The organism is Paeniglutamicibacter gangotriensis Lz1y, assembly GCF_000348945.1.
GTDB classification, from domain to species: domain Bacteria; phylum Actinomycetota; class Actinomycetes; order Actinomycetales; family Micrococcaceae; genus Paeniglutamicibacter; species Paeniglutamicibacter gangotriensis.
The window spans coordinates 225,684-247,412 of record NZ_AOCK01000001.1 but is presented as its reverse complement, the minus strand read 5'-3'; the positions used below and the strand labels follow the sequence as shown (position 1 = coordinate 247,412).

General features: G+C 63.7%; 19 protein-coding genes. 11 read left to right on the top strand and 8 right to left on the bottom strand.

Annotated features, from left to right (window positions below):
- The first annotated feature begins 5 nt into the window (after positions 1-5).
- Entirely contained in the window at positions 6-1,118 is a 1,113-nt protein-coding gene (locus ADIAG_RS01140) for an acyl-CoA dehydrogenase family protein (protein ID WP_007269444.1), read from the top strand.
- A gap of 74 nt (positions 1,119-1,192) precedes the next feature.
- Here the strand turns inward: ADIAG_RS01140 and ADIAG_RS01135 are convergent, their stop codons facing one another.
- Entirely contained in the window at positions 1,193-1,936 is a 744-nt protein-coding gene (locus ADIAG_RS01135; RefSeq protein ID WP_007269443.1) for an SDR family NAD(P)-dependent oxidoreductase, read from the bottom strand.
- Between the two features lie 173 nt (positions 1,937-2,109).
- On the opposite strand from ADIAG_RS01135, the gene ADIAG_RS01130 reads away from it, so the two are divergent.
- On the top strand, positions 2,110-2,982 hold the full coding sequence (locus ADIAG_RS01130; RefSeq protein ID WP_007269442.1) for a CoA transferase subunit A: 873 nt from the start codon (positions 2,110-2,112) through the stop codon (positions 2,980-2,982).
- Positions 2,975-3,742 (top strand): CoA-transferase subunit beta, encoded by a 768-nt coding sequence (locus tag ADIAG_RS01125; RefSeq protein WP_007269441.1) that lies wholly within the window; start codon positions 2,975-2,977, stop codon positions 3,740-3,742. The genes ADIAG_RS01130 and ADIAG_RS01125 overlap by 8 nt, the downstream gene beginning before the upstream one ends.
- A gap of 417 nt (positions 3,743-4,159) precedes the next feature.
- On the opposite strand, the gene ADIAG_RS01120 is transcribed toward ADIAG_RS01125, so the two are convergent.
- Both ADIAG_RS01120 and ADIAG_RS01115 read right to left on the bottom strand, forming a co-directional pair.
- A complete protein-coding gene (locus tag ADIAG_RS01120; RefSeq protein WP_007269440.1) occupies positions 4,160-5,380 on the bottom strand; it encodes an acetyl-CoA C-acetyltransferase in 1,221 nt (406 codons plus the stop codon).
- Positions 5,377-6,195 (bottom strand): SDR family oxidoreductase, encoded by an 819-nt coding sequence (locus ADIAG_RS01115; protein ID WP_043472568.1) that lies wholly within the window; start codon positions 6,193-6,195, stop codon positions 5,377-5,379. Before ADIAG_RS01115 ends, ADIAG_RS01120 begins: the two co-directional genes overlap by 4 nt.
- Positions 6,196-6,525: 330 nt before the next feature.
- On the opposite strand from ADIAG_RS01115, the gene ADIAG_RS19750 reads away from it, so the two are divergent.
- The 3 genes from ADIAG_RS19750 to ADIAG_RS01100 all read left to right on the top strand — a co-directional run bounded on the left by ADIAG_RS19750 (position 6,526) and on the right by ADIAG_RS01100 (position 9,734).
- A complete protein-coding gene (locus tag ADIAG_RS19750; protein ID WP_007269438.1) occupies positions 6,526-6,972 on the top strand; it encodes an acyl-CoA thioesterase in 447 nt (148 codons plus the stop codon).
- A 52-nt stretch (positions 6,973-7,024) separates the two neighbouring features.
- The gene (locus ADIAG_RS01105; protein ID WP_007269437.1) at positions 7,025-8,458 is read left to right on the top strand and encodes an MFS transporter; all 1,434 of its coding nucleotides are present in this window, start codon (positions 7,025-7,027) and stop codon (positions 8,456-8,458) included.
- A gap of 64 nt (positions 8,459-8,522) precedes the next feature.
- Positions 8,523-9,734 (top strand): NADH:flavin oxidoreductase/NADH oxidase, encoded by a 1,212-nt coding sequence (locus tag ADIAG_RS01100; RefSeq protein ID WP_043472565.1) that lies wholly within the window; start codon positions 8,523-8,525, stop codon positions 9,732-9,734.
- A gap of 75 nt (positions 9,735-9,809) precedes the next feature.
- On the opposite strand, the gene ADIAG_RS01095 is transcribed toward ADIAG_RS01100, so the two are convergent.
- Both ADIAG_RS01095 and ADIAG_RS01090 read right to left on the bottom strand, forming a co-directional pair.
- Positions 9,810-10,256 (bottom strand): nuclear transport factor 2 family protein, encoded by a 447-nt coding sequence (locus ADIAG_RS01095; RefSeq protein ID WP_007269435.1) that lies wholly within the window; start codon positions 10,254-10,256, stop codon positions 9,810-9,812.
- Positions 10,253-11,023, bottom strand: coding sequence for a hypothetical protein (locus ADIAG_RS01090; RefSeq protein ID WP_007269434.1), 771 nt, complete (start codon positions 11,021-11,023; stop codon positions 10,253-10,255). Before ADIAG_RS01090 ends, ADIAG_RS01095 begins: the two co-directional genes overlap by 4 nt.
- A 208-nt stretch (positions 11,024-11,231) precedes the next feature.
- Between ADIAG_RS01090 and ADIAG_RS01085 the strand changes: the two genes are divergently transcribed.
- A complete protein-coding gene (locus ADIAG_RS01085; RefSeq protein WP_007269433.1) occupies positions 11,232-12,416 on the top strand; it encodes a thiolase family protein in 1,185 nt (394 codons plus the stop codon).
- Positions 12,417-12,485: 69 nt separating this feature from the next.
- On the opposite strand, the gene ADIAG_RS01080 is transcribed toward ADIAG_RS01085, so the two are convergent.
- Both ADIAG_RS01080 and ADIAG_RS01075 read right to left on the bottom strand, forming a co-directional pair.
- Complete coding sequence (locus ADIAG_RS01080) at positions 12,486-13,952, bottom strand: MFS transporter (protein WP_007269432.1); 1,467 nt, start codon at positions 13,950-13,952, stop codon at positions 12,486-12,488.
- Positions 13,953-14,165: 213 nt separating this feature from the next.
- Entirely contained in the window at positions 14,166-15,635 is a 1,470-nt protein-coding gene (locus tag ADIAG_RS01075; RefSeq protein WP_007269431.1) for an MFS transporter, read from the bottom strand.
- Between the two features lie 341 nt (positions 15,636-15,976).
- Between ADIAG_RS01075 and ADIAG_RS01070 the strand changes: the two genes are divergently transcribed.
- From ADIAG_RS01070 to ADIAG_RS01055, 4 genes are all read left to right on the top strand, one after another.
- Positions 15,977-16,732: an SDR family NAD(P)-dependent oxidoreductase gene (locus ADIAG_RS01070; protein ID WP_007269429.1), complete on the top strand. Its 756-nt coding sequence runs from the start codon at positions 15,977-15,979 to the stop codon at positions 16,730-16,732.
- Between the two features lie 129 nt (positions 16,733-16,861).
- Positions 16,862-18,049, top strand: coding sequence for a Rieske 2Fe-2S domain-containing protein (locus ADIAG_RS01065; protein WP_007269428.1), 1,188 nt, complete (start codon positions 16,862-16,864; stop codon positions 18,047-18,049).
- 85 nt (positions 18,050-18,134) lie between these two features.
- Positions 18,135-18,413: a hypothetical protein gene (locus ADIAG_RS01060; RefSeq protein WP_007269427.1), complete on the top strand. Its 279-nt coding sequence runs from the start codon at positions 18,135-18,137 to the stop codon at positions 18,411-18,413.
- A 122-nt stretch (positions 18,414-18,535) separates the two neighbouring features.
- On the top strand, positions 18,536-19,792 hold the full coding sequence (locus tag ADIAG_RS01055) for an NADH:flavin oxidoreductase (protein WP_007269426.1): 1,257 nt from the start codon (positions 18,536-18,538) through the stop codon (positions 19,790-19,792).
- 814 nt (positions 19,793-20,606) lie between these two features.
- Here ADIAG_RS01055 and ADIAG_RS01050 read toward each other — a convergent pair.
- Entirely contained in the window at positions 20,607-21,587 is a 981-nt protein-coding gene (locus tag ADIAG_RS01050; RefSeq protein ID WP_007269424.1) for an alpha/beta fold hydrolase, read from the bottom strand.
- Positions 21,588-21,729: the final 142 nt, after the last annotated feature.

Sequence of the window (21,729 nt, the reverse complement as noted above, 5' to 3'; positions counted from 1 at the left end):
AGATCATGGATTTTTCATTAACCGACGAACAAAACGAGCTGGTTAAGACGCTTCACGCGGTGCTGGAGCGTCATGCCGGCTCTGCTGCTGTACGCCTGGGAGCTGAATCGGAGCTGGGCTACGACAAGGAACTCTGGCGCCGACTTGCCGAGGAAATCGGGGTTGCGTCACTGGCTATCCCCGAGGAGTACGGCGGAGCGGGCTGCAGCTGGATAGAAACCGGGCTTACCTTAGAGGTGCTTGGATACCATCTGGCACCCAGCCCACTATTGGCCTCCGGGGTTCTGGCAACAGCCGCGCTGTTGGAGGCCGGGGATGCGGATGCCAAAGAACGGTTACTGCCAGGAATTGCCGAGGGAAGTAGCATCGCGACGCTGGCGTGGGCCACCCAACAGGGCCAGTGGGAGACCACGCGCAGCGACATCACCGCCACGTACCACGAGCAGTGGATGCTTAATGGAACCGCTACCTTGGTGCTCGATGGGCAATACGCGGACACCGTCTTGGCTGTTGCTTCCACGCCGGCGGGCATCGGGCTATTTGACGTGCTCGATACCCAGAGCATTGGTCGGGTCAACACCCCGGCCATGGACACCACACTGAGTTTCGCAACCCTGAATTTCGAAAATGTCGCTGCCCGGCCGCTCCTGTTGGATGCCACTGAGACGCTGGAAAGAATCCGGGACATTGCCCTGGTTGCGCGCGCTTGCCTGCAGGCTGGTACCGCCCGACGAGGTCTGGACATGACGGTTGAGTATTCGACTCAACGGGTCCAGTTCGGCCGACAGATTGGTTCCTTCCAGGCACTGAAGCACCGCATGGCAGACATGTTGGTACAGGTCGAAACCGCGCGCACCGCGGCCTGGGCGGCTGCCTGGTCCGCCGGCACCGGGGCCTCGGACTTGCCCGAGCGTGCGGCATCTGCCGCAGCGTGGTGCTCCGATGCACTTGAGCACATCGCCTCCGAATGCGTCCAGTTGCATGGCGGCATTGCCATCACTTGGGAGCACGATGCCCAGCTATTGTTCAAGCGGGCGCACGCAACGGCGCAGCTCTTTGGACAGGCACGCTCCCACCGGCAGCGTTTGGGTACCTTATTGGGGATTGGCGCGGCTTAGCTGGCAGAAGCTCCGGTGCGCGGTGTTCGCCTAGGTCCCTTGATTGCCGCGGACACCGCACCGGCGTGCTCTGGCTAGGCTGTCGAGCCACCATCGATCACGAAGTCCTGGCCGGTGCAGTAACTGCTTGCATCGCTTGCCAAGAACGCGACCATCGTCGAGATTTCTCGCGGTTGAGCCACCCTGGGAATCGGATTTTGGGTGATCAGGCCAACCCCCGCGCGAGTATCTGGTTCACTCATGACGGTGTCAACTGCGCCTAGGCAGATGGTGTTGACTCGAATTCCAAATCCTGCGTATTCGCGCGCCACCGATTTGCCAACCCCGCGCAACCCCCACTTCGACGCCACATAGGGCGCCCTGCCCGAGTAACCAACCAGTGCGGCGGTTGAGGCGATGTTGATGATCGATCCGCCATGCTCTTGCATGGCCGGCAGCACTGTTTGCATGCCAAGGATCGGACCCACCAGATTGATATCCAGGGTGTTGCGTAATTGTGCTTCGCTAGTTTCGGCAAGCTCGCCCACCGGGGCGATACCCGCATTGTTAACCAACACATCGACGCCGCCAAAGTTTTCCACGGCCGCGTCCACGACCTTGATCCAGTCGGCAAGCGATCTGACATCTTGGCCCAGCGCGATGCCGTTGCCTCCCAGCGTCCCGGCAAGCACTTCCACATTGGCAGCTTCAAGGTCTGTGAGCACTAGCTTGGCACCGAGCTGGTGCAGCATTCGATCATGGGAAATTCCCTGCCCGCCGGCAGCACCGGTGAGCACGATGACCTTGTCCTTCAGATCGATGATCGGGTCAGTTTCCATATGATTTCCTTCGGTTTATTTCGTGGATACGGACGGGGTGTTGGCGCCGGCAACTGCGTTGTTGGGTCAATCCTGATGGTTGGTACGGGTCTGCCGGACTTCTTCGGATCATGTTAGCCTTACAGCCAAGCGAGCGCTAGGTTTATAAATTTCTGAAAGACGAGGGAAATCACATGCCAGACAAGCGAATGAAACTCAGTGACGCGGTCGCGTCAATTGAGTCTGGAATGACCATCGGCATCGGTGGGTGGGGTTCGCGGCGCAAGCCCATGGCGATTGTTCGTGAACTGCTACGTAGTGACATCAAGGACCTCACGGTGGTTTCGCTCGGCGGCCCGGACGTCGGACTACTGGTGGCCGCGGGCAAGGTGCGCAAGCTGATCTACGGCTTTGTCACTCTGGACAGCATCCCGCTGGATCCGCTGTTCACCGCGGCCCGCGAACGTGGTGGGCTGGAACTGCAGGAATACGACGAAGGCATGTTTGTTACCGGGCTTCGCGCTGCAGCAAACCGCCTCTCCTTCCTGCCCACCCTGGCGGGCATGGGCTCGGATGTGCTGGCCGCAAACCCACACCTCAAAACCATCAAGTCCCCCTACTCGGACGACGAATACGTAGCGGTGCCCGCCATCACCATGGATGTCGCGCTGATCCACGCGAACCGTTCCGATACGGCCGGCAACATCCAGTTCCTGGGCCCGGATCCCTACTTCGATGACCTGTACGCAATGGCTGCAACTCGTACCTTTGTCAGCACCGAAAAAATCGTTCCCACCGAGAACCTGCTTGATGAGGGTTCCTTCCATACCCTGATGCTCAGTCGCATGTACGTCACCGGAGTCATTGAAACCCCCAAGGGTGCGCACTTCACCACCTGCGAGCCCGACTACGGACGCGACGAGCTCTTCCAAAAACACTATGTGGCCTCGGCCAAGGATCCGGCCGCTTGGGATGCCTTCAACGCGGAATTCCTCTCCGGCGACGAGGACGCATTCCAGGCAGCAGTTGAGCGTTTCCATGCAGAAAGGGAGAAGTCCCATGTCTAATGACATCACCATTGCCGAGATCTGCGTTGCAGCCTGCTCGGATATCTACCGCCACTCCGGCGAACTACTGGCCCACGCGGTGGGCATCGTCCCCACCATTGGTGCACGTCTGGCCAAGCTCACCCACTCACCCGACATCATCCTCAGCGATGGTGAGGCATTCATGATGAGTGAGCCGCCGGAGCTTGGCAAATCCGCGGCCCACGGTGGAACCATCGAGGGCTGGGCACCGTTTAGTCGCATCTTCGACATCGTGGCCACGGGTCGCCGCCAGAGCATCATGGGCGCAAGCCAGATCGACCAATACGGCAACCAAAACATCTCCTTGATCGGTGACTGGACGAAGCCCAAGCGCCAACTCATCGGCGTGCGCGGCGCACCGGGCAACACCGCCAACCACCGTGTGGACTACTGGATTGCCCGCCACAGCGCACGCCTGTTCGTTGAGTCGGTGGACATGGTTTCGGGCGTGGGTAACGACCGGGCGAAGGCCGCGGGGCTGAAACACCACCATCTGGGCGTGATCATCACCAATCTGGCCGTGCTCGATTACGCCGAAAACGGTCGGGTCAAGGTTCTTTCGGTGCACCCGGGTGTGGACCCGCAGGAAGTCACGGACAATACCGGGTTCCCGCTTGATGCTTCCAACGCGCCGGAGACCCGCCTGCCCACGGATGAGGAGCTGTTACTGATCCGCGACGTTATCGACCCACGCGGAGCCCGCAACCGAGAGGTGCCAGTGCCACAGCCGGTCGCTTAACACCCCAAGTCACGGAGCCGGGTCGAGAAACTGCCAACGTAGTTTCTCGACCCGGCTTTGCCATATTTGCGACCACGATGAGTCAACAACACTGCTGTCCGGCGATCTCCGGACTCCCATCCACTGCGTCCCCGGCCAGCGGAACGTTAAGTCGGCCAAGCAATACCGCGAAAAGCCCGCAGAAGCTGGAATGTTGCGAACCTGAAGTATGCCGTATTGGCCATCAGCAGAGGTTCTCCGGCCCACATCTGCGACGCGCTGGCCACCGTCTGCTCAATTCATGGTCGAGCACAGTGGGAACCGCGCATCGGACAAGTATCCATGCGTTGCCACCGATTCACCTCCCAATACAACGCGCACCGCAGGAATAGTTTCCTGCGGTGCGCGTTTCGTCTGTCGCTCGTCGTTGCCAGATGCCTAGTTCAAGCGCTCCAGCACCAGGGCCATGCCCTGGCCACCGGCCACGCACATGGTCTCCACGGCGAACTGCTCGTCTCGTTCCTGCAGGGCATGGATCGCGGTGGTGGTCATGCGGGCGCCGGTCATGCCGAACGGATGGCCCAAGGCAATCGCGCCGCCATTGACGTTGACCTTGTCCGGGTCGATGCCGATGTCATCGATCGAGGGCAGCACCTGGGCGGCGAAGGCCTCGTTGAGTTCCATGATGTCCATGTCCTTGATCGACATCTTGGCGTTGGCCAGGGCACGCTTGACCGCATCCACGGGGCCGAGTCCCATGAGCTCAGGGGTCATGGCGGCCACTCCGGTGGACACGATGCGTGCCAGCGGCTTCAGGCCGAGCTCCTTGGCCTTGGTGTCGCTCATGATCACCAGCGCGGCCGCACCATCGTTCAACGAGCAGCAGTTTGCGGCGGTCACGGTGCCGTGCTCGCGGAACACCGGTGCCAGGGTTGCAAGCTTTTCCAGCTTCACCCCGGCCCGCGGGCCGTCGTCGGTGGACACGACGGTTCCGTCGTTCAGGGTGACCGGGGAGATGTCCTTTTCCCAGAAACCGCGGAGGCCAGCTGCCTCGGCAAGATTCTGGCTGCGCACTGCCCACTCGTCCTGAGCTTCACGGGAGACCCCGCGCAGCTGCGCAACGTTCTCGGCGGTGTCGCCCATGGAAATGTAGATATCCGGCAACTCGCCATTGGCGCGCGGGTCGCTCCAGCGGGAGCTGGTGTCCTCGTTAAGCGACCTGGTGCGGTCCATGGCAGCGAAGAACGCAGGGTTCTTGGTATCCGGCATGCCGTCGGACTTGCCCTGGCCGAAACGCGAGACTGTTTCAACACCGGCGGAAATGAATACACCGCCCTCCCCGGCCTTGATCGCATGGAAGGCCATGCGGGTGGTCTGCAGCGAGGAGGAGCAATAGCGGTGAACCGTGGTGCCGGGCACCGAGTCCAGCCCCAGCTGCATGGCCACCATGCGGGCGATGTTGTAGCCCTGTTCACCTGCCGGCTGGGCGCAGCCCATCATCAGGTCGTTGATGGTGTGCGGGTCAAGCTCGGGAACCGCATTGAGTGCCGCCTGCACCATTTGTGCCGCCAGGTCATCGCCGCGCATCTCGCGCAGCGACCCCTTGTAGGCCCGGCCAATCGGCGAACGCGCCGCGGAAACAATGACTGCCTCGCTCATGAGTGTGCTCCTTCTACTTCAAGTTCAAGTGGTTTCAGTTCATCGGCGTTGGGGGTGTGGGCCAGGAATGCCGGCCATTCCCCGCCGCCGTCCACATCCAGCACCGCGCCGGTGATGTGGGATGACATATCGGAGGCGAGCATGACGCAGGCAGCGCCGATCTCGCCCGGGGCAGCAAGCTGTCCGCGCGGGATGGTTGCCGCGACTCGGTTGAAGCTATCCTCGTCGCCGTAGTGGTCAACCGCGCCGTCGGTGGCGACCAATCCGCAGCTGACCGCGTTGACGCGGATGTGCGGGGCCCACTCAACGGCTAGGCTTCCGGTCAGGCTTTCCAAGGCGGCCTTGGCCGCGCCGTAAACCGCGGTGCCCGGACTGGGGCGGCGGGCGCTGATGGAGGTGATGTTCACGATGGAGCCCTTGTCAGGCTGGCGCATCATCACCGGCAGCACTGCGCTTGCAACGTGGGCGGCCGAAAGGAAATTCAGCTCCGTGATTGCCTGCAGGTAGCGCGCCGAGCCCTTCTCGAAGCGGCCAAAAGGCGAGCCCCCGGCGTTGTTGACCGCGACGTCGATGCGGCCACGACGGCTGAGGACGTCCGCTACCCATTCCTGGACCTGCTCGGCGTTGCGTACATCCACCTGGGCGAAATGCACCAATGGATGCTGGCTGATTCCTCCGGCCTCGGGGACGCTGCGTCCACAGATCTCCACGACGGCTCCGGCATCGAGAAATGCCTGGGTGATTCCGGCGCCCACGCCACGGGCGCCGCCCGTGACGAGCACCACCCGATCCTTAAGGTCAATAACGACTGACATCGTTTCCCTGCCCTTCTTATCGACGGCGGGCTTGGCTGAAATCACCAACCCAACGTGCGCTGATAGTTGATTGCGTGTGAGGTTTGTCCAGCGCACTGGACCGCTCTTGCTGCGGTTCGGAACGCGGCGCCAGCCAGTTGCGCCTAGTTCACCGGCGATCCGGATCTGACCGTGGTTTGCATTCCCCACCGTCAGTAAACAACCTAACGCTTGCTACATTGATCATAATGGCTTAATCTCGCAATACCAAGCATGCGTTTGTTTGGTGCATGATATTTCTCAGACACAAGCACCTCCCACGGCAGGGAGCTCAAGAGGATCCACAGGAAAATGCAGATCAATTCAGCCCAATCACCCACAACCCTCGGCCCGGTGCACGAGCACACCCAGCGACTGAGCTACGCGGACACCGACCCCGCGGGAATCCTCTACTACGCCACATGGTTTCCGCGTATGGAGGCCCTGCAGACCGAGTGGCTGTTGTTGAGTGGATTCCGCCAGGACACCCTGCTTGAGCGGTTCGGTTGGTGGACGGCTTCACGGGCAACTCACTGCGATTACCTGCAGGCGGCCCGGCTCTTTGATGAAATCACCATTGAATTACGCGTCGGCGAAATCGGCAATTGCTCGGTTCGCTTCGATTTCGAAATGTGGCGACGCAGCGACCGGACACTGACGGCCACCGCCTCCAACTGGCTGGTCACGGTCAGTCCTGAGCAAAAGGCGATTCGCCTGCCGGAGAACTTCCGCGCCTTCTTGGAATCCAGCACCGCCTGATGACTGTAGAGAATCGAACCTGTAGATCCCTCGGCGAGCGCAGCAAGCAGGCATGAGCGCAACACGCAGCTTGGACACGGCAGCCGCCCAAACCCGATCGACAAGGTCCCAGTGGTCAGCCATCATCCTGCTGGTAGTCAGCGGCATGTTGTCTTCCATGCAGTTCACGCTTGTCGTACCCTCACTTCCAAGCTTTTCCGCGACCCTCGGCGTAGTGGCCGAGGATGCATCATGGCTGGTGACGATCACGCTGCTGGCCGGAGCCGTGGGAACGCCGGTGCTTTCCCGCATGGCAGACATGTATGGCAGGAGGCGCATGCTGCTGGTAGCCCTGGGGCTGCTCGTGGCCGGGTCCCTGGTAGCCGCGCTGGGCCCCGGATTCAACTGGGTTCTGGCCGGCCGAGCCCTGCAGGGCTTCGCCTCGTCCATCGTTCCCATCGGCATCAGCCTGCTGCGGGACATGATGCCCGCGGAGCGTTCGGGCACCGCGATTGCGGTCATGAGCGCGACGGTTGGGCTGGGATCCGCAACAGGACTACTGCTCTCTGGTCTGCTGAGCCAGAGCTTCGGCACCGCAGGAATCTTCGCCTTCTCGGCCATCGGTGGGGCGCTGGCCATGTGTGGAATCCTGGCTTTGGTGCGGGAATCCGCCCCGTATCCCGGTGGCAGATTCGATGTGCTTGGCGCACTGGGGCTTTCGGTGATTTTGACCAGCGCACTATTCGTCATTTCAAAGTCCGGCTGGTGGAGCACGCACCCGGTGCCGCTGGGGATTATTTCCGCCGTCGGGGTCGTGACCGCCTGCCTGTGGGTTCCCCTGCAGCTACGCAGCAGGCGCGCCGTGATTGATCTGCGCACCGCATTCCGCGGCCCGGTGCTCTTGACGAACATCGCCACGTTTTTCGCAACCGCGGGCATGTTTGGCAACCACCTGCTGACTGCCCACGAGGTACAGGCGCCGGCGGGCGTCGGCGCAGGGTTGGCCTTGGGGCCGGTGGAAGCGGGGCTGGTCATGATCCCTGCATCACTGGCCATGGCGGTCTTTTCTCCGGTGGCCGGCGGACTACTCAACCGCATCGACGGGCGCAGGGTTCTGGCCCTGGGGGCGTTGGTCATGTCGCTGGCCTTTATGTTTCGCCTGTTCACCCATGGCACGCTGGTGACCATCGTGATTGGTGCCGCGCTGGTGGGCGTAGGAACCGCGCTGAGCTTTGCGGCCATGCCGGCGCTGATCATGGCCTACACCCCGACGCAGGATGCAGCCGCGGCAAACGGCATCAACTCGTTGATCCGCACCTTCTCCGGCGCGGCAACCAGCGCGGCCTTCGCCTTCCTGCTCTCCGGTTTCGCGCTCTCCGCCGGAAGCTCGCAGTTCCTGACGCAGACCGGACTGTCCATTGCCTTCGGCTCCATCGCGGCCAGCTGCGCGCTGGCCGCGATGCTTGGCATGCTGCTGCCCGCCGCACGCGATCGTGGAGAGCGCTGAATTCCCGTGCTGCGGAAACGGGACTCGCTCGATGAACCTAGCAAATGCTTGGTACAGTTCTGGCATGACTATTGACGCGTGCACAGCAAATCCCCCGGCCCGGGCGCTCTTTTCGCCCCTGACCATCCGAGGCACCACGCTGCCGCTGCGGGCAGGCGTCTCGCCAATGTGCATGTACGCCGCAACCGACGGCTATGTCAGCGACTTCCACCTGGCCCACCTGGGGCGCTTCGCCCTGGGCGGGGCTGGACTGGTCATCGTCGAGGCAACGGCCATCGAGCCGCGCGGACGAATCTCCCATCACGATCTGGGACTCTGGGATGACTCCCACGTGGAGGGCATGATGCGGATCGCCGGATTCCTCGAAACCCATGGCTCGGTCCCCGGCATCCAGCTGGGCCACGCCGGCCGACGCGCCTCGGTGCGCGAACCGTGGCACGCGGGAGCTCCGCTGGATGCAACCGATGCACAGGCCGGCACCCCGCCGTGGCAGACCGTCGGCCCTTCGGCGCTTCCGGCGGGCCCCGACTGGCCCGTACCGCACGAACTCAGCGAGTCGGAAATCGCCGAATCCATCGACCAGTGGGCCGCCGCCGCACAACGCGCCGCCACGGCGGGATTCCGTTTCATCGAACTGCACGGCGCCCATGGTTACCTGCTGCATTCATTCCTCTCCCCTATTTCCAATACCCGCACCGACTCCTATGGCGGGGATGCCCAGCGGCGCATGCGCTACCCGCTGGAGGTGATCCGCGCGATCCGCGAGGCCGTTCCGGAAAACGTCATCCTTTCCTACCGCGTGTCATCGGTGGACGGGGTACTGGAGGGTGGACTGGGCATCGAGGATATCGTCGAGTTCTCCCGGCACGCGGCCGCCGCCGGCGTGGACGTCATAGACACCTCTTCCGGGGGCATCAGCACCGACCGTTCAAGCGATACGCGCGTGCGCCGAGGCTTCGCCTTCCACGCCGACTTCGCCCGTGAAATCAAGGCGAACACCGACGCAATCGTTGCCTGCGTCGGCTTCATCGTCGACCCGGAACAGGCAAGCCGGATGATCGAAGACGAAGAGGCGGACATCGTCCTGCTGGGTCGCGAAATGCTGGATAACCCCAACTGGGTGCACCATGCAAGGCGCAGCCTTGCGAGCGACGAATTCGACCACTGGGATCAGCGATTCGGCAGCGCCCTGGGCCCGCGCCTGTCCAGCCTGCAGCGCCTTGCGGAGTCCGGGGAAACCCCGCTCACTCGCTTCGAAGCGTACAGCGGCGCTTAAGGCACTTAGGCTCCCGGCTTCTGCCGGGAGCCTAAGTGCTTTAAGCCTGTGGGAGCCTTTGCGGCTGTGCTGCAGCTAGCTGCCGAACAGCTCGCGTGCCCACTGGCTGCCGGTCAGCAGCCTGTTTTCGCGGCTGGATATGCGCCAACCCTGCTGTGTGCGGACCAGTTCCCAGCGGTTGGCGCTGACGCGCTCCGCGGTCCATGGCTCGCCGCGGCGGGCGAAGACCAGCGAATGGTTCGTGGCAACCGCCGCGTCCCCCTCGATGGCCACCGAGGGCGCGGTCCCCACATGGGCGCACCCGGCAGCCATGAAATCCTTGTGTGTATCGAACTCGACCAGCCCGGCAAGCTCCTGATGCTGCAGCGTGGTGGTATCGAAGGTATAGGTGCCTCCCTCCGCCCACAGCCGCGCAAGGGCCTGGCCATTGCCGGAATCGGCAAACGGGCCATAACTTGCAATCAGGTCCAGAATCTCGGCCCGGTCTTCCAGGGCCTGCAGGCGCTCTTCAATGCTTTTCACCAGTCCCTCCAAGGAACAATCGTGCTGAGGGTTGAGGAGAACAGGATTTCGCCGGCCTGCGCCGGCGCCGAGGCAGCGGCGGCAAGGTGCTGCACGGTGCTGCGGATTGCCGCACCGGCTCCTTCGGGTTCTCCATCCAGGTACAGCAGACGGATCCGCAGCTCGCCCGGCTGATGGCCGACGGTATCGGCAAAGGGCAACGTGGTGTGCTGCTGGGCGTGGCTGAAGGAGAAGGTCCAGCCGCCGGCGACCCCCGGAACCTTCAGCAGTTCAGGCATCAAGACGGTGTCTTCCCACCCGAAGCAGCTATGCGAGTCCAACCCATGGGGCTCCGGGTATCGGGTCAGCGTAATGTGCATCCCCTGGTTCGGCCGGTAGGGCAGCACCTCCGGGCTGACCAGCGCATGCGCTGCCGCATAGCCCTTGACCGGGCGGAAGAATGCAAGCAGTCGTCGTTCAACGCCCGGAATGATTGGTCCGCGGCCCCACTGGAATGAAGCTTCGCCCAGGCGGTCCCAGGCATCAACGCTTTGCTCGATCGGGGAGCGGAACCAGTACATGGCCACGAAGTCTGTCTCCGCGAACGCCGAATCCGCCATATGCGCCGGTTCCTGTTCACGAACGCGCGCCCAGCGGTCGCCCCAGGCCACGCCGGGCAGGGCAAGATTCTCGGGACGGTGGTCCAGCTGATGCCAGCGGTTATAGGCGCCGTGCAGCGAGGCATCGGCAAGCTCCACAAAGGAGAAGAACGCCAGATCGGAGAACATCAAAATCCTTACTCCGGAGCGGGCCGGATCGCTACGCAGACCCCTGCGGGATCTTCGCCTCCCATGCTCGCCCGCCCTGGGGGATCGGCGCGCCGAGGATCCCGGAGACCGGGACCATCTCACCTGCACCACTGGGACTCTTCGTAACGTGTCTGGCATGTGGCCTGGCCCTGGCCCCGCAAAAACACCTGCATCTAAGGAAGCTGACTTGTCTACAGAAAAGATCGTCATTCTCGACGGCGCGCGCACGTCCGTAGGCCGCTACGGTGGGAGCCTAAACGGGGTTCCTGCCCATGAACTTGGCCAGATCGCCGCCCGCGAGGCGCTGACGCGCAGCGGAATCCTGCCCGATCAGGTTGATGAGGTCATCATGGGGTGCGTGGGCCAGGTGGGTCCCGACGCCTATCTGGCGCGCCGGGTTGCCCTCGGCGCCGGACTTCCCGAGGCGACGCCGGCCTTCACCGTCAACCGGCTGTGCGGAAGCGGACTGCAGGCCATCTGGTCCGCGGCCCAGCAGCTGGCCTGGGGCGGCTCGCGGATCATCCTCGCCGGCGGTGCGGAATCCATGTCCCGCATGCCCTTCCTGGATTTCGAGGCACGGGGCAACTCGCGCCTGGGGCACCGTGCCGTCATGGATGGCACGCTTGCGATGCTCACCGATCCGTTCTCCGGCCAGCACATGGGCGTGACGGCTGAGAACGTGGCGGAGAAATACGGCATCAGCCGGGGGGAGCAGGATGAGTTCGCCGCCGAGAGCCAGCGCCGGGCAAGCACCCAGCAGGCTCTCGCCGCCTTCGCCGCGGAGATCACCGCGGTGACCACCGGCGGGCGCAAGCCGACAACGGTTTCGGTTGATGAGCATCCGCGCCCCGACACCACAGTCCAAAGCCTCTCACTGCTGAAACCCGCCTTCAGGCAAGGGGGAAGCGTGACGGCCGGCAACGCCTCCGGAGTCAACGACGGTGCCGCCGCGGTGTTGCTGACCACGCAGGCAACGGCCCGGGAGCTCGGGCTGGGCGGGCTTGCAACGCTGGAGCACGTCACGACCGCGGCGCTGGATCCGGCGCTGATGGGCTACGCACCGACGCTTGCCCTGCGCAAGCTCTTCGCCGAAACCGGCCTCACCCCGCAGGACATCGACATCTTTGAGGTCAACGAGGCCTTCGCCGCCCAAGCAGTGGCAGTCATTCGCGATGCAGGGCTGGATCCCGCACGGGTGAACCCCCATGGCGGCGCCATTGCGCTGGGCCATCCCATCGGCGCCACCGGTGCCATCCTGCTGCTGCGTGCGGCCAAGGACCTTGTCCGGCGGGACCTGAATTATGCGGTGGTCACCATGTGCATCGGCGGCGGGCAGTCGCTGGCCGCACTCATTAAGCGCTCCGGGGCATAGTCAAAGAGCGGGGAAGAAATCCGAACTACGGATTCCTTCCCCGCTCTCTGAGGTCAATCACCCGGCATACTAGCCCTCAACGGCCGACACCAGGTCTGTCTCACCGGCCGGATCCTGCGTGGCTACTCGTTCACGGATCAGCGAGGCCAGGACGAACCCAATGACGCTGGCGATCAGGACGATCACGTAGGCCAGGGAGTAGGCGCCCTCTGCCGGAACACTGCTTCCCTCCACGGTCGATGAAGCCAGTGCCATGGTCGTCACGGTCGTACCGACACCCATGAAGATGGTGCGGGTCACCGTGTTGATGCCCATGCCCTCGCTGGTGTTCTCCACCGGCACCGACTCGGCTACCAGGTTCGGGAAGGCGGTGTAGGCGAACATGGTGCCGACGAAGACCACGCTGATGGCGATGATGTAGCTCAGCACCCCGTGCTGTGCCCAGAACAACGCCGTGTAGCCGATCACGCAGATGAGGATGCCGATCTGCAGGGCTCGACGGGCACCCATCCGCGCGGCGATTTTGCCGCTGATCGGTGCGCACAGGAACGCGACGGTTGCGGCGCCGAAAATGATCAGGCCTCCAATGGTCGGCGAAAGGCCAAGACCAACCCCGGGACCGCTTGGCGAAAGCATGATCATCGGCCCGATGATCTGCGCCGCCACCAACGGACCGACGCTCAGGATCGCGGTTGCCAGCTGGGTCAGCGCCATCTTGTTGGTCTTCAAAAGACGCAGGTTGATCATCGGGTCGTCCACCCGCAGCTCCCACCAGCACCAGATGGCCGCGACGGCCAGGCCGCCGAATACGAACTGCAGGGTGCGGGCATCGGTGACGCCCCAAACGGTGGAGTTGGAGACGCCGTAGAGCACCAGGGCGATGGCAGGAGCGAAGAGCAGGCCGCCCATGAAGTCAATCTTCTTGCGTTCGGTGCTCAGTTCGGTGGACGGAGCGAGCATGGTCATCGCCATCACGGCGGCGATGAGGCCCAGGATGCCGGAGACGACAAACAGGCCCTGCCAGTTGCCCAGATCCAGCAGGACACCGGCAACCAGGCTACCGCCGGCACCCGCGATGAAGGAGACCGCGGCGACCAGTGCAATCGCTCCGGGAACCTTGTCCTTTTTGATGCCCGCACGGACGATGCCCAGACCCAGCGGCAGCGTCGCGCCGGCCGCTCCCTGGAAGGCACGGCCGAGGATAACCCCTTCAATGGAGCCGGCCGAGAAACTAATGATCGAACCGAGAACCGAGATGAACAGGACGATCACCAACATCTTCTTGCGCCCGTACATGTCGCCCAGTCGGCCACAGATCGCGGCCGAGGCCGCGGCGACCAGCAGGAACGAGGTCGCTGCCCATCCGACGCTGGCCGCGTCGGTGTTGAACTCCGCCATCAAACTCGGCATTGCGATAAAAATCATCGCGGATTCAAAGGTACCCACTAGCTCCGTGGCGATGAGCACGGTGATGATCGTGGCATAGCTTGAGGACCGAGAAGTCCCCGGGTTTTGCTTCTTCAGAAACGACGCCATCGTGTTTCCTTTGCTTTTATCAGTGCATGGATGTGACAGCCCCGGGACCCGGGCGCTGGGTGATGCTGACTTAAATCGTGTCCAGGCGGCGTGCAAGTCTTGGCACGTGCGCGGCGGACGGGTCCCCGCCCCTGGTCCTTGCGGTTCTCCCACGGACTCGGGGCGGGGGTGTGGCGGGGCCCGGGTTTCGGGCCCCAGGTCTGAGTCGGGCGCCTAGTTGCCCGGAATGCTGAGCTGTGCGGAGTCCTGCGGATGTGCCGCATCGGTGCGCGGCGAGTCTTTGATGCGCAGTGCCAGGATGAAGGCCACCACGCAGGTCGCGGCGATGATGATGTAGGCGGTGTTGAACGCGGATTCGGTGGACACCATGGTCCCCTCAACCGTCGAGGATGCCAGGGCCATGGTGAGCACCGTGGCGCCAACGGCCATGAAGATGGTGCGGGTCACCGTGTTGATGCCCATGCCTTCGCTGGTGTTCTCCAGGGGAACCGATTCGGCCACCAGGTTCGGGAACGCGGTGTAGGAGAACATCACGCCGATGGAGATGACGTAGGTGTTGATGATGAAGGTGAGCAGGTTGTTGTCCGCCCAGAACATGGCCGAGTAGCCGGCGAAGCTGATCACGATGCCGATCAGCAGAACCCGCCGTGCGCCCACGGCAGCGGCAACCTTGCCGCTGAACGGAGAGCCGATGAAGCTGAGCGTCGCGGCGCTGAAGATGATGACGCCGCCCATGGCCGGCGAAACGCCCAGACCTGCGGGATCGGTTGCGGGAGACAACAGGATGATCGGGGTCAGGATGCCCACGGCCACCAGCGGGCCGATGCCCAGCACGGCGGTGCACAGCTGGGTCAGCGCCATCTTGTTCGTCTGCAAAAGGCGCAGGTTGATCATCGGGTTCTCCACCCGCAGCTCCCACCAGCACCAGATGGCCGCGACGGCCAAGCCGCCCAGCACGAAGGCAAGGGTCTTTCCATCCAGCAATCCCCAGACGCCGGCATTGGTCAGGCCGTAGAGGACCAGACCCACGGCCGGGGCGAAGAGCAGTCCGCCGATGTAGTCGATGCCGCGGGCTCCCGTGCGGGTGGTGGGTGAGGGCTTGAGCAGGAACGCGACCAGCAGCGCGGCGATGATTCCCATGATGCCGGAAACGATGAACAGCGACCTCCAGTTGCCCATCTGGAGCAGCACGCCGGCAATCAGGTTGCCGCCGGCGCCGGCCAGGAACGAGGACCCGGCGATCAGCGCGATCACGTGGGGCACCTTCGCCTTGGGCAACTCCTGGCGGGCAAGACCCAGGCACAGCGGCAGGGTCGCACCGGCAGCACCTTGCAGCGCGCGGCCTAGGATGACGCCGCCCAGCGTGCCGAAGGAGAAGCTGATGATGGAGCCGAGCACGGAGATGGACAGCACGATCACCAGCAGCTTCTTGCGTCCATATATATCGCCCAAGCGTCCGCAGATCGCTGCCGAGGCAGCTGCAACCAACAGGAAGGCGGTGACCGCCCATCCCGCGGCGGCCGCATCGACGTTGAAATCATGCATCAAGTTGGGAAGGGCGATGAAGATCATCGCCGATTCAAAGGTTCCGACGAATTCTGCGACCAGCAGTACGCTGACGATTTTGGCGTAACCAGGGAATCTGGTCGCTCTCTGGGTGGCTTGCTGCCCGGACCTCGTCATGGCATTTCCTATTCTTTTGGTGTGAGTGTGTACGCCCGAGGACCTTGCAAGCGGCTGCACCCGCTAACGCGTGCGGTGCACCGGGGATTTCCCCCGGCGGCGCGGACAAACCGGTGTCCTTCGCGCAGCTGCTATCGCAAGTCGGGAGGCGTTGCCCCCATGGGCGGGACCGCGGCGCATCGCCAACGGCCCCTTGCCTGCCTCCCCGAACGTGAGAATCAGTATGTTGCCGATCACACCCTCCTCGGCGCGAAGTCCCAAACAGCGGGACAGGACGAGACCCCGGTCACAACCACGGGGCAAACTGTGTGCTGAAACGTTGGCAACACAAAGGAGCAGGCATGGGTGTACTCGATGGCCGCGTGGCCTTGATCACCGGGGCGGGCCAGGGCGTTGGCCGCGGCATCGCACGCGCACTGGCATTTGAAGGTGCCCGCGTAGCGATCGCCGGACGCACCGCACAGAAGGTGGAGGACACCGCCGCACAAATCCGCAGCGAGGGCGCGGACGCCCAGGCGTTCACCTGCGACGTCACCAGCGCAGAGCAGATCAAACAGCTCGTTGACGACGTTGTGGAGCACTTCGGCGGAATCTCGATCCTGGTCAACAATGCCCAGACCACGGTGCACGGGCAGCTGTTGGACCTTCCGGAGCAGGACTACCTGCGCGGTATGGAATCAGGTCCGCTGGCCACCTGGCGCCTGATGCGCGCCTGCCACCCGCATATGCAGGGGCATGGCTCCATCGTGAATCTGGGTTCCGCCGCCGGCGTGCGCTGGAACCCGACCGGCTACGGCGGATACGCGGCCGCCAAGGAAGCGATCCGTGTGCTGACTCGCACGGCGGCCTGTGAATGGGCGGCCGACGGCATCCGGGTCAATGCGATTCTTCCGCTGGCAAGCTCCCCGTCGCTGCAACACTGGGAGCGCATCAACCCCGAGGAAGCACGGGAATACATGACGACCATTCCCTTGGGACGCATGGGCGACACCGAGAAGGACATCGGCCCGGCTGTCGTGTTCCTCTGCTCGGAGAACTCCCGCTACATCACCGGCCATTCCCTGCCGGTGGACGGCGGACAAGTGCTCATGCGCTGAGCATCCCACAGACCCTCAGCTCGCATCAGCAAGGCCTTCATCGATGATGGCCCAGCCATTGATGCGCGGCTACCCCACCGGCAGAGCTAGACAGTTCACCGGCACCACACCAAAGAAATAGGAGAAGCCATGACTACTGAAATGACAGAAGTCACTGACGCCGAGCAGTTCGACGAGGTTCGCCTCATCGACGCGGGCAGCAACCCGACCCGCTTCGCCCGCGGCTGGCACTGCCTGGGCCTGGCCAAGGACTTCCGCAACGGCAAGCCGCACACCGTTAAGGTCTTCGGCACCAAGGTCGTCATCTGGGCAGACACCAAGGGCAAGCTCAATGTGCTGGATGCCTTCTGCCGCCACATGGGCGGCGATCTGTCCAAGGGCGAAATCAAGGGCGACGAGATCTCGTGCCCGTTCCACGACTGGCGCTGGGGCGGCGACGGCAAGTGCAAGGACGTGCCGTACGCCCAGCGCGTGCCGCTGCGCGCCCGCACCGCAGCTTGGGAGACCATGGAGACGAACGGCCTGCTCTTCGTCTGGAACGACCCAGAAGGCAACCCTCCTCCGGCTGACGTCATCATCCCGGAGATCCCCGGCTTCGGCACCGACGAGTGGAGCGACTGGTCCTGGAACACCTTCCTGGTCGAGGGCTCGAACTGCCGCGAGATCGTGGACAACGTCGTTGACATGGCGCACTTCTTCTACGTGCATTACCAGATGCCGCAGTACTTCAAGAACATCTTCGAGGGCCACGTCGCAGCCCAGCACATGCGCTCGACCGGCCGCGACGACATCCACACCGGCGTACAGCTGGATATGCCGGACTCGGAAACCGTCTCCGACGCCGCCTACTACGGCCCGTCGTTCATGTTGGACACCGTGTACACGCTCGCCGGGGACACCACCGTCGAGACCATGCTGGTCAACTGCCACTACCCGATCTCGCAGGACTCGTTCGTGCTGATGTTCGGCACCTCCGTGCACACCATCGACGGGGTCACCCAGGAGCAGGCCGACGCCATGGCGGAAATGTTCACCGAAGGCGTGGAGACCCAGTTCAAGCAGGACGTTGAGATCTGGAAGCACAAGACCCGCATTGATAACCCGCTGTTGACCGCAGAGGACGGCCCGGTCTACCAGCTGCGCCGCTGGTACGAGCAGTTCTTCGTGGATGTCGCGGACATCACCGAGGACATGGTTGCCCGCTTCGAGTTCGAGGTGGACACCACCAAGGCCCTGGAAACCTGGAAGGTCGAGGTCGCCGAGAACGTGGCCAGGGGCGTCGTTCCCGAGCAGGATCCGACCAAGGCGAAGGCCTAGCCTTCACCGATTGACCACGCACCCGGCGCATCGCCGCAGGGGAAAAGCACTATCGGCCCGCATGCGGGCCAGCGAGGAACACCTCATGAAACCAATCGATTGCCAGCAGTGCGGGACCACCGTCCTGGTGGAGAAATTCAGCATCCCGCACACCAGTGTGCAGTGGGTCAGTGATGCGGCAACCTCGTGCCCCCGGTTCGCCGAGGCCAGCGCCGATGCCAGGGACAGCGTGTGCGGCACCACCGCACTGAGCTGCACGTCATTGAGCCAGAGCATCGACGATGCAGTGCACGACGGAAGGCTGGAGCTCAAGTCCCGCGTTGAGCCGGTCATCGGCGACGCGCTCGTTGCCGACGCCGTCTAGGCGTATTCGGCGGCGCACCCGGCAAGGGGCTCCTACCATGGTCCACACCATGGTCGGAGCCCCTTGCCATCGCCTGCTAGTCCCTATCCCACCACTCGGCATCCGCCGCGAAAAGGATGAACATGACCACCACGATTCCCGACCCGTTCGCCCCGACCACCCTGGGCCCGGTGCAGCTGCGCAACCGCATCATCAAGGCGGCGACCTCCGAGGGGCGCTCCCCCGAGGGCCTGGTCACCGACGATCTGATCGACTTCCACCGCAGCTACATCCGCGGCGGCGCGGGCATGACCACCGTTGCCTACTGCTGCGTCTCCCCCGAGGGCGCCTCGGCCCCGGGACAAATCCTGATGAGTCAGCAGGCGCTGCCAGGGCTGCGGCAGCTGACCGATGCGATCCATGCAGAGGGCGGTGCGATCTCCGCCCAGCTGGGCCATGCCGGGATGGTTGCCTCCAAGAAGATCACCGGTGTCACCTCCATGGGCCCGAGCAAGTTCATCAATCCCTCCTCCATGGAATACTGCCGGGCCATCCGCCGGGAGGAAATTCCGCTGGTGATCGAGCAGTTCGGCCAGGCAGCCAGGATTGCGGTTGATGCAGGGTTCGACGCAGTTGAACTGCACTTCGGGCATAACTACTTGCCAAGCTCGTTCCTTTCCCCGCTGCTGAACCGCCGCAAGGATGAATACGGCGGAAACATTGAAAACCGCTCACGCTTCGTCCGGGAGATTGCCCAGCGCGTGCGCGAGGAGGTCGGGGACAAGATCGCGGTCATCGCCAAGATCAGCATGGATGACGGCCTGCCGGGCAGCATTTGGCTCAACGATTCCATCCGCACCGCACAGCTGCTGGATGAGGATCGAAACCTTGACGCGCTGGAACTGACCCAGGGCTCCTCGATCATCCGCCAGATGTACCTGTTCCGCGGCGACGTACCTGTCGCGGATTTCGCGGCGGTGGTCAAGGAGCCGATGAAGACCGGCGTGCGCCTGTTCGGAAAACTTGCCCTGGGCAGCTTCCCCTACCGGGACCTGTACATGCTTGAGGCGGCCCGCCAGTTCGTGCCGGTCATGAAGCACACCAAGCTGATCCTGCTCGGCGGCATCAACAGCCGCGAGCATATCGACACCGGCATGCGCGAGGGCTTCGACTTTGTTGCCATGGGTCGAGGCCTGCTGCGCGAGCCGGATCTGCCCAACCGGATCCGCGAGGATGCGACGGTGACAGGCCGCTGCATCCACTGCAACAAGTGCATGTACACCGTATACGGACGCACGCACTGCGTGATGGATCCGGACAGCCACCACGGCGTCTTGGCGCCAGAGTCCTCGCCTTACGCGGTGGACCGCACGAGGCTGCTGCCACTGGCCAAGGTCTAGGACATCTGATTCGGCTGCCGATCGTCATGACCGCGGCAGCCGAAGGAAATCCTTCATCAGAATTCTGGCGGAGCGCAGCAACGAGCTGTGCACCGGTGCGCCCGGCGCGTCAAAGTGCGCCGCGACCGATAGCCCCTGGTGGGCGCCGGAGGGGCGAGGCCATCAGGCTCTTTGGCGTCACCGGCGCCGCCTGCTCGGGCCGCCCGGACCATCCCATGGCGACCACCCCGGTCCCCAGGGGATGGTCCGACGGCCCCAGCACCGACATTTGCATCAATCTCAACCGGGCTTTCGGTGCCGATGAGGCCCACCATCGCGGCCTCAAGCAGCACTGTTGGAGGCGCCGCATCCGCCAGGCCCACCGGGTAGCGCCGGCCTCCGACTTCCAGTACGTCCACCGGGTTGCCGGTGGGAGCCCTCCGGCGATACGGCTGCCTGCCGGGTCCGGGTAGCTCAGCTCGATCGGGGCGGCGGTGCCGTGCACCCCGGGGCAGCAACACGGCTTCCAGCGCAAAGGGAACCACTCCGGAGGACAGGTTTCCACGGTTTCGTGCATAGTCCGTCACCCTGTCATCCCCCGAGACCTGTCCGAAGGCGTAACCGCATGCGGGCCGGTGAGCCCAGGGCCGCGACGAAGATTCGGTCCCGGGCTTGTTGCCGCACCGGAAAGCGCGTCCTCGGTGAAGAACCGCCCCTTGCTCGATCCGTGGCGGACTCATGGCGCCACAACCCCCTGCGCAGCGCCCACAGACCGTTTAGGTCTGAACCACGGGCCACGGCTGGGCCCTGCGGCAATCTTGGGTCCGGCGCGCCGCTAAACCCGGACGCGGTGCATGTCATGCAGGAATTCAAGGAACTTCGCCGAAACTTCGGCGGAGCGCTCCATGGCAATCAGGTACCCGCCGCCGGGAACGCTCTGCACCGCACGCACGTCCTTGTGGTTCGCATCCAGCTGCGCCTGGATTCCGGCACCGTATTGTTCCGCCAGCAGAAGGTCGGTTTCCGAGCCCAGGAAGTAGTAGGGAACGTTGGTGCTCTTTGCGCCGCGTGCGTTGCGGTATGCCCAGTTCAGGTCCGCGACCCGATACCAGTTGATGCCGCCGCCGAAACCGCTGCGCGCAAAGTCGCTGACGTACGCTTCAAGTTCCCACTCGGTCAGCCAGGACCAGGGAAGGGCAGGTGGCTCGGGCAGCGCGTCGCGGTAGGCGGTGCCCGCGGGGTTGGCGTACACCGCACCGATGTCCCCGTCGGTGGACAGGGCATGGAAGATCTTGGCGATGATTTCGCGCGGGTGGGCCTCATAGTCGGCCCGGGCCCCGTGCGGATCCGCATGGTAGTAGGCCATGTGGTTGAAGCTTTCCTTGCCGCGCTCAAGCTCGGTCTGGGAGGGCAGCTGGTCATAGTGCGGTAGCGAAGCGTATTGCAGGCCGATCAGCCCACGCACCCGCTCAGGATGTTCGGCGGCAAGGTCATAGGCGGCAAACATGCCGTAGTCGATTCCGGAAAACACCGCCTGCTCTTCGCCCAGGTGATCGAGCAGGGCACACAGATCAGCGGTGATCACATCTGCCCGGTAGGCCGACGGCTCCTCGGGGGCCTCGGTCTGGCCCATGCCCCGCAGGTCAGGCGCGACCACCCGGTAGCCGGCCTCGGCCAGCGCGGTGATCTGATGCCGCCAGCTGTACCAGGTATGCGGGAAGCCATGCAGCAGGACCACCAGCGGGCCCCGGCCTTCTTCCACGTAGTGCATCTGAAGATCGTTGATTCGGGCGTAATGGTGGGTCCAGTTCCTCATGGCGGCTCCTTCGGAAAAGTTAACGGCGGCGGCATTCTCAAACCGCCCACAATTACATCCCGGCCCCGCTGCCCCTCGGGCGTCATATCCCAGTGGACGGGACGGAACGAGCCACCCCCCAAAAACGAGCGCTTGGTTTGTT

Coding starts and splice junctions, on each gene's coding strand:
- ADIAG_RS01100 (WP_043472565.1), top strand. CDS start 8,523: ATGACTATTGACGCGTGCACAGCAAATCCCCCGGCCCGGGCGCTCTTT.
- ADIAG_RS19750 (WP_007269438.1), top strand. CDS start 6,526: ATGCAGATCAATTCAGCCCAATCACCCACAACCCTCGGCCCGGTGCAC.
- ADIAG_RS01070 (WP_007269429.1), top strand. CDS start 15,977: ATGGGTGTACTCGATGGCCGCGTGGCCTTGATCACCGGGGCGGGCCAG.
- ADIAG_RS01140 (WP_007269444.1), top strand. CDS start 6: ATGGATTTTTCATTAACCGACGAACAAAACGAGCTGGTTAAGACGCTT.
- ADIAG_RS01050 (WP_007269424.1), bottom strand. CDS start 21,587: ATGAGGAACTGGACCCACCATTACGCCCGAATCAACGATCTTCAGATG.
- ADIAG_RS01120 (WP_007269440.1), bottom strand. CDS start 5,380: ATGAGCGAGGCAGTCATTGTTTCCGCGGCGCGTTCGCCGATTGGCCGG.
- ADIAG_RS01125 (WP_007269441.1), top strand. CDS start 2,975: ATGTCTAATGACATCACCATTGCCGAGATCTGCGTTGCAGCCTGCTCG.
- ADIAG_RS01130 (WP_007269442.1), top strand. CDS start 2,110: ATGCCAGACAAGCGAATGAAACTCAGTGACGCGGTCGCGTCAATTGAG.
- ADIAG_RS01135 (WP_007269443.1), bottom strand. CDS start 1,936: ATGGAAACTGACCCGATCATCGATCTGAAGGACAAGGTCATCGTGCTC.
- ADIAG_RS01115 (WP_043472568.1), bottom strand. CDS start 6,195: ATGTCAGTCGTTATTGACCTTAAGGATCGGGTGGTGCTCGTCACGGGC.
- ADIAG_RS01060 (WP_007269427.1), top strand. CDS start 18,135: ATGAAACCAATCGATTGCCAGCAGTGCGGGACCACCGTCCTGGTGGAG.
- ADIAG_RS01105 (WP_007269437.1), top strand. CDS start 7,025: ATGAGCGCAACACGCAGCTTGGACACGGCAGCCGCCCAAACCCGATCG.
- ADIAG_RS01080 (WP_007269432.1), bottom strand. CDS start 13,952: ATGGCGTCGTTTCTGAAGAAGCAAAACCCGGGGACTTCTCGGTCCTCA.
- ADIAG_RS01065 (WP_007269428.1), top strand. CDS start 16,862: ATGACTACTGAAATGACAGAAGTCACTGACGCCGAGCAGTTCGACGAG.
- ADIAG_RS01075 (WP_007269431.1), bottom strand. CDS start 15,635: ATGACGAGGTCCGGGCAGCAAGCCACCCAGAGAGCGACCAGATTCCCT.
- ADIAG_RS01055 (WP_007269426.1), top strand. CDS start 18,536: ATGACCACCACGATTCCCGACCCGTTCGCCCCGACCACCCTGGGCCCG.
- ADIAG_RS01090 (WP_007269434.1), bottom strand. CDS start 11,023: ATGTTCTCCGATCTGGCGTTCTTCTCCTTTGTGGAGCTTGCCGATGCC.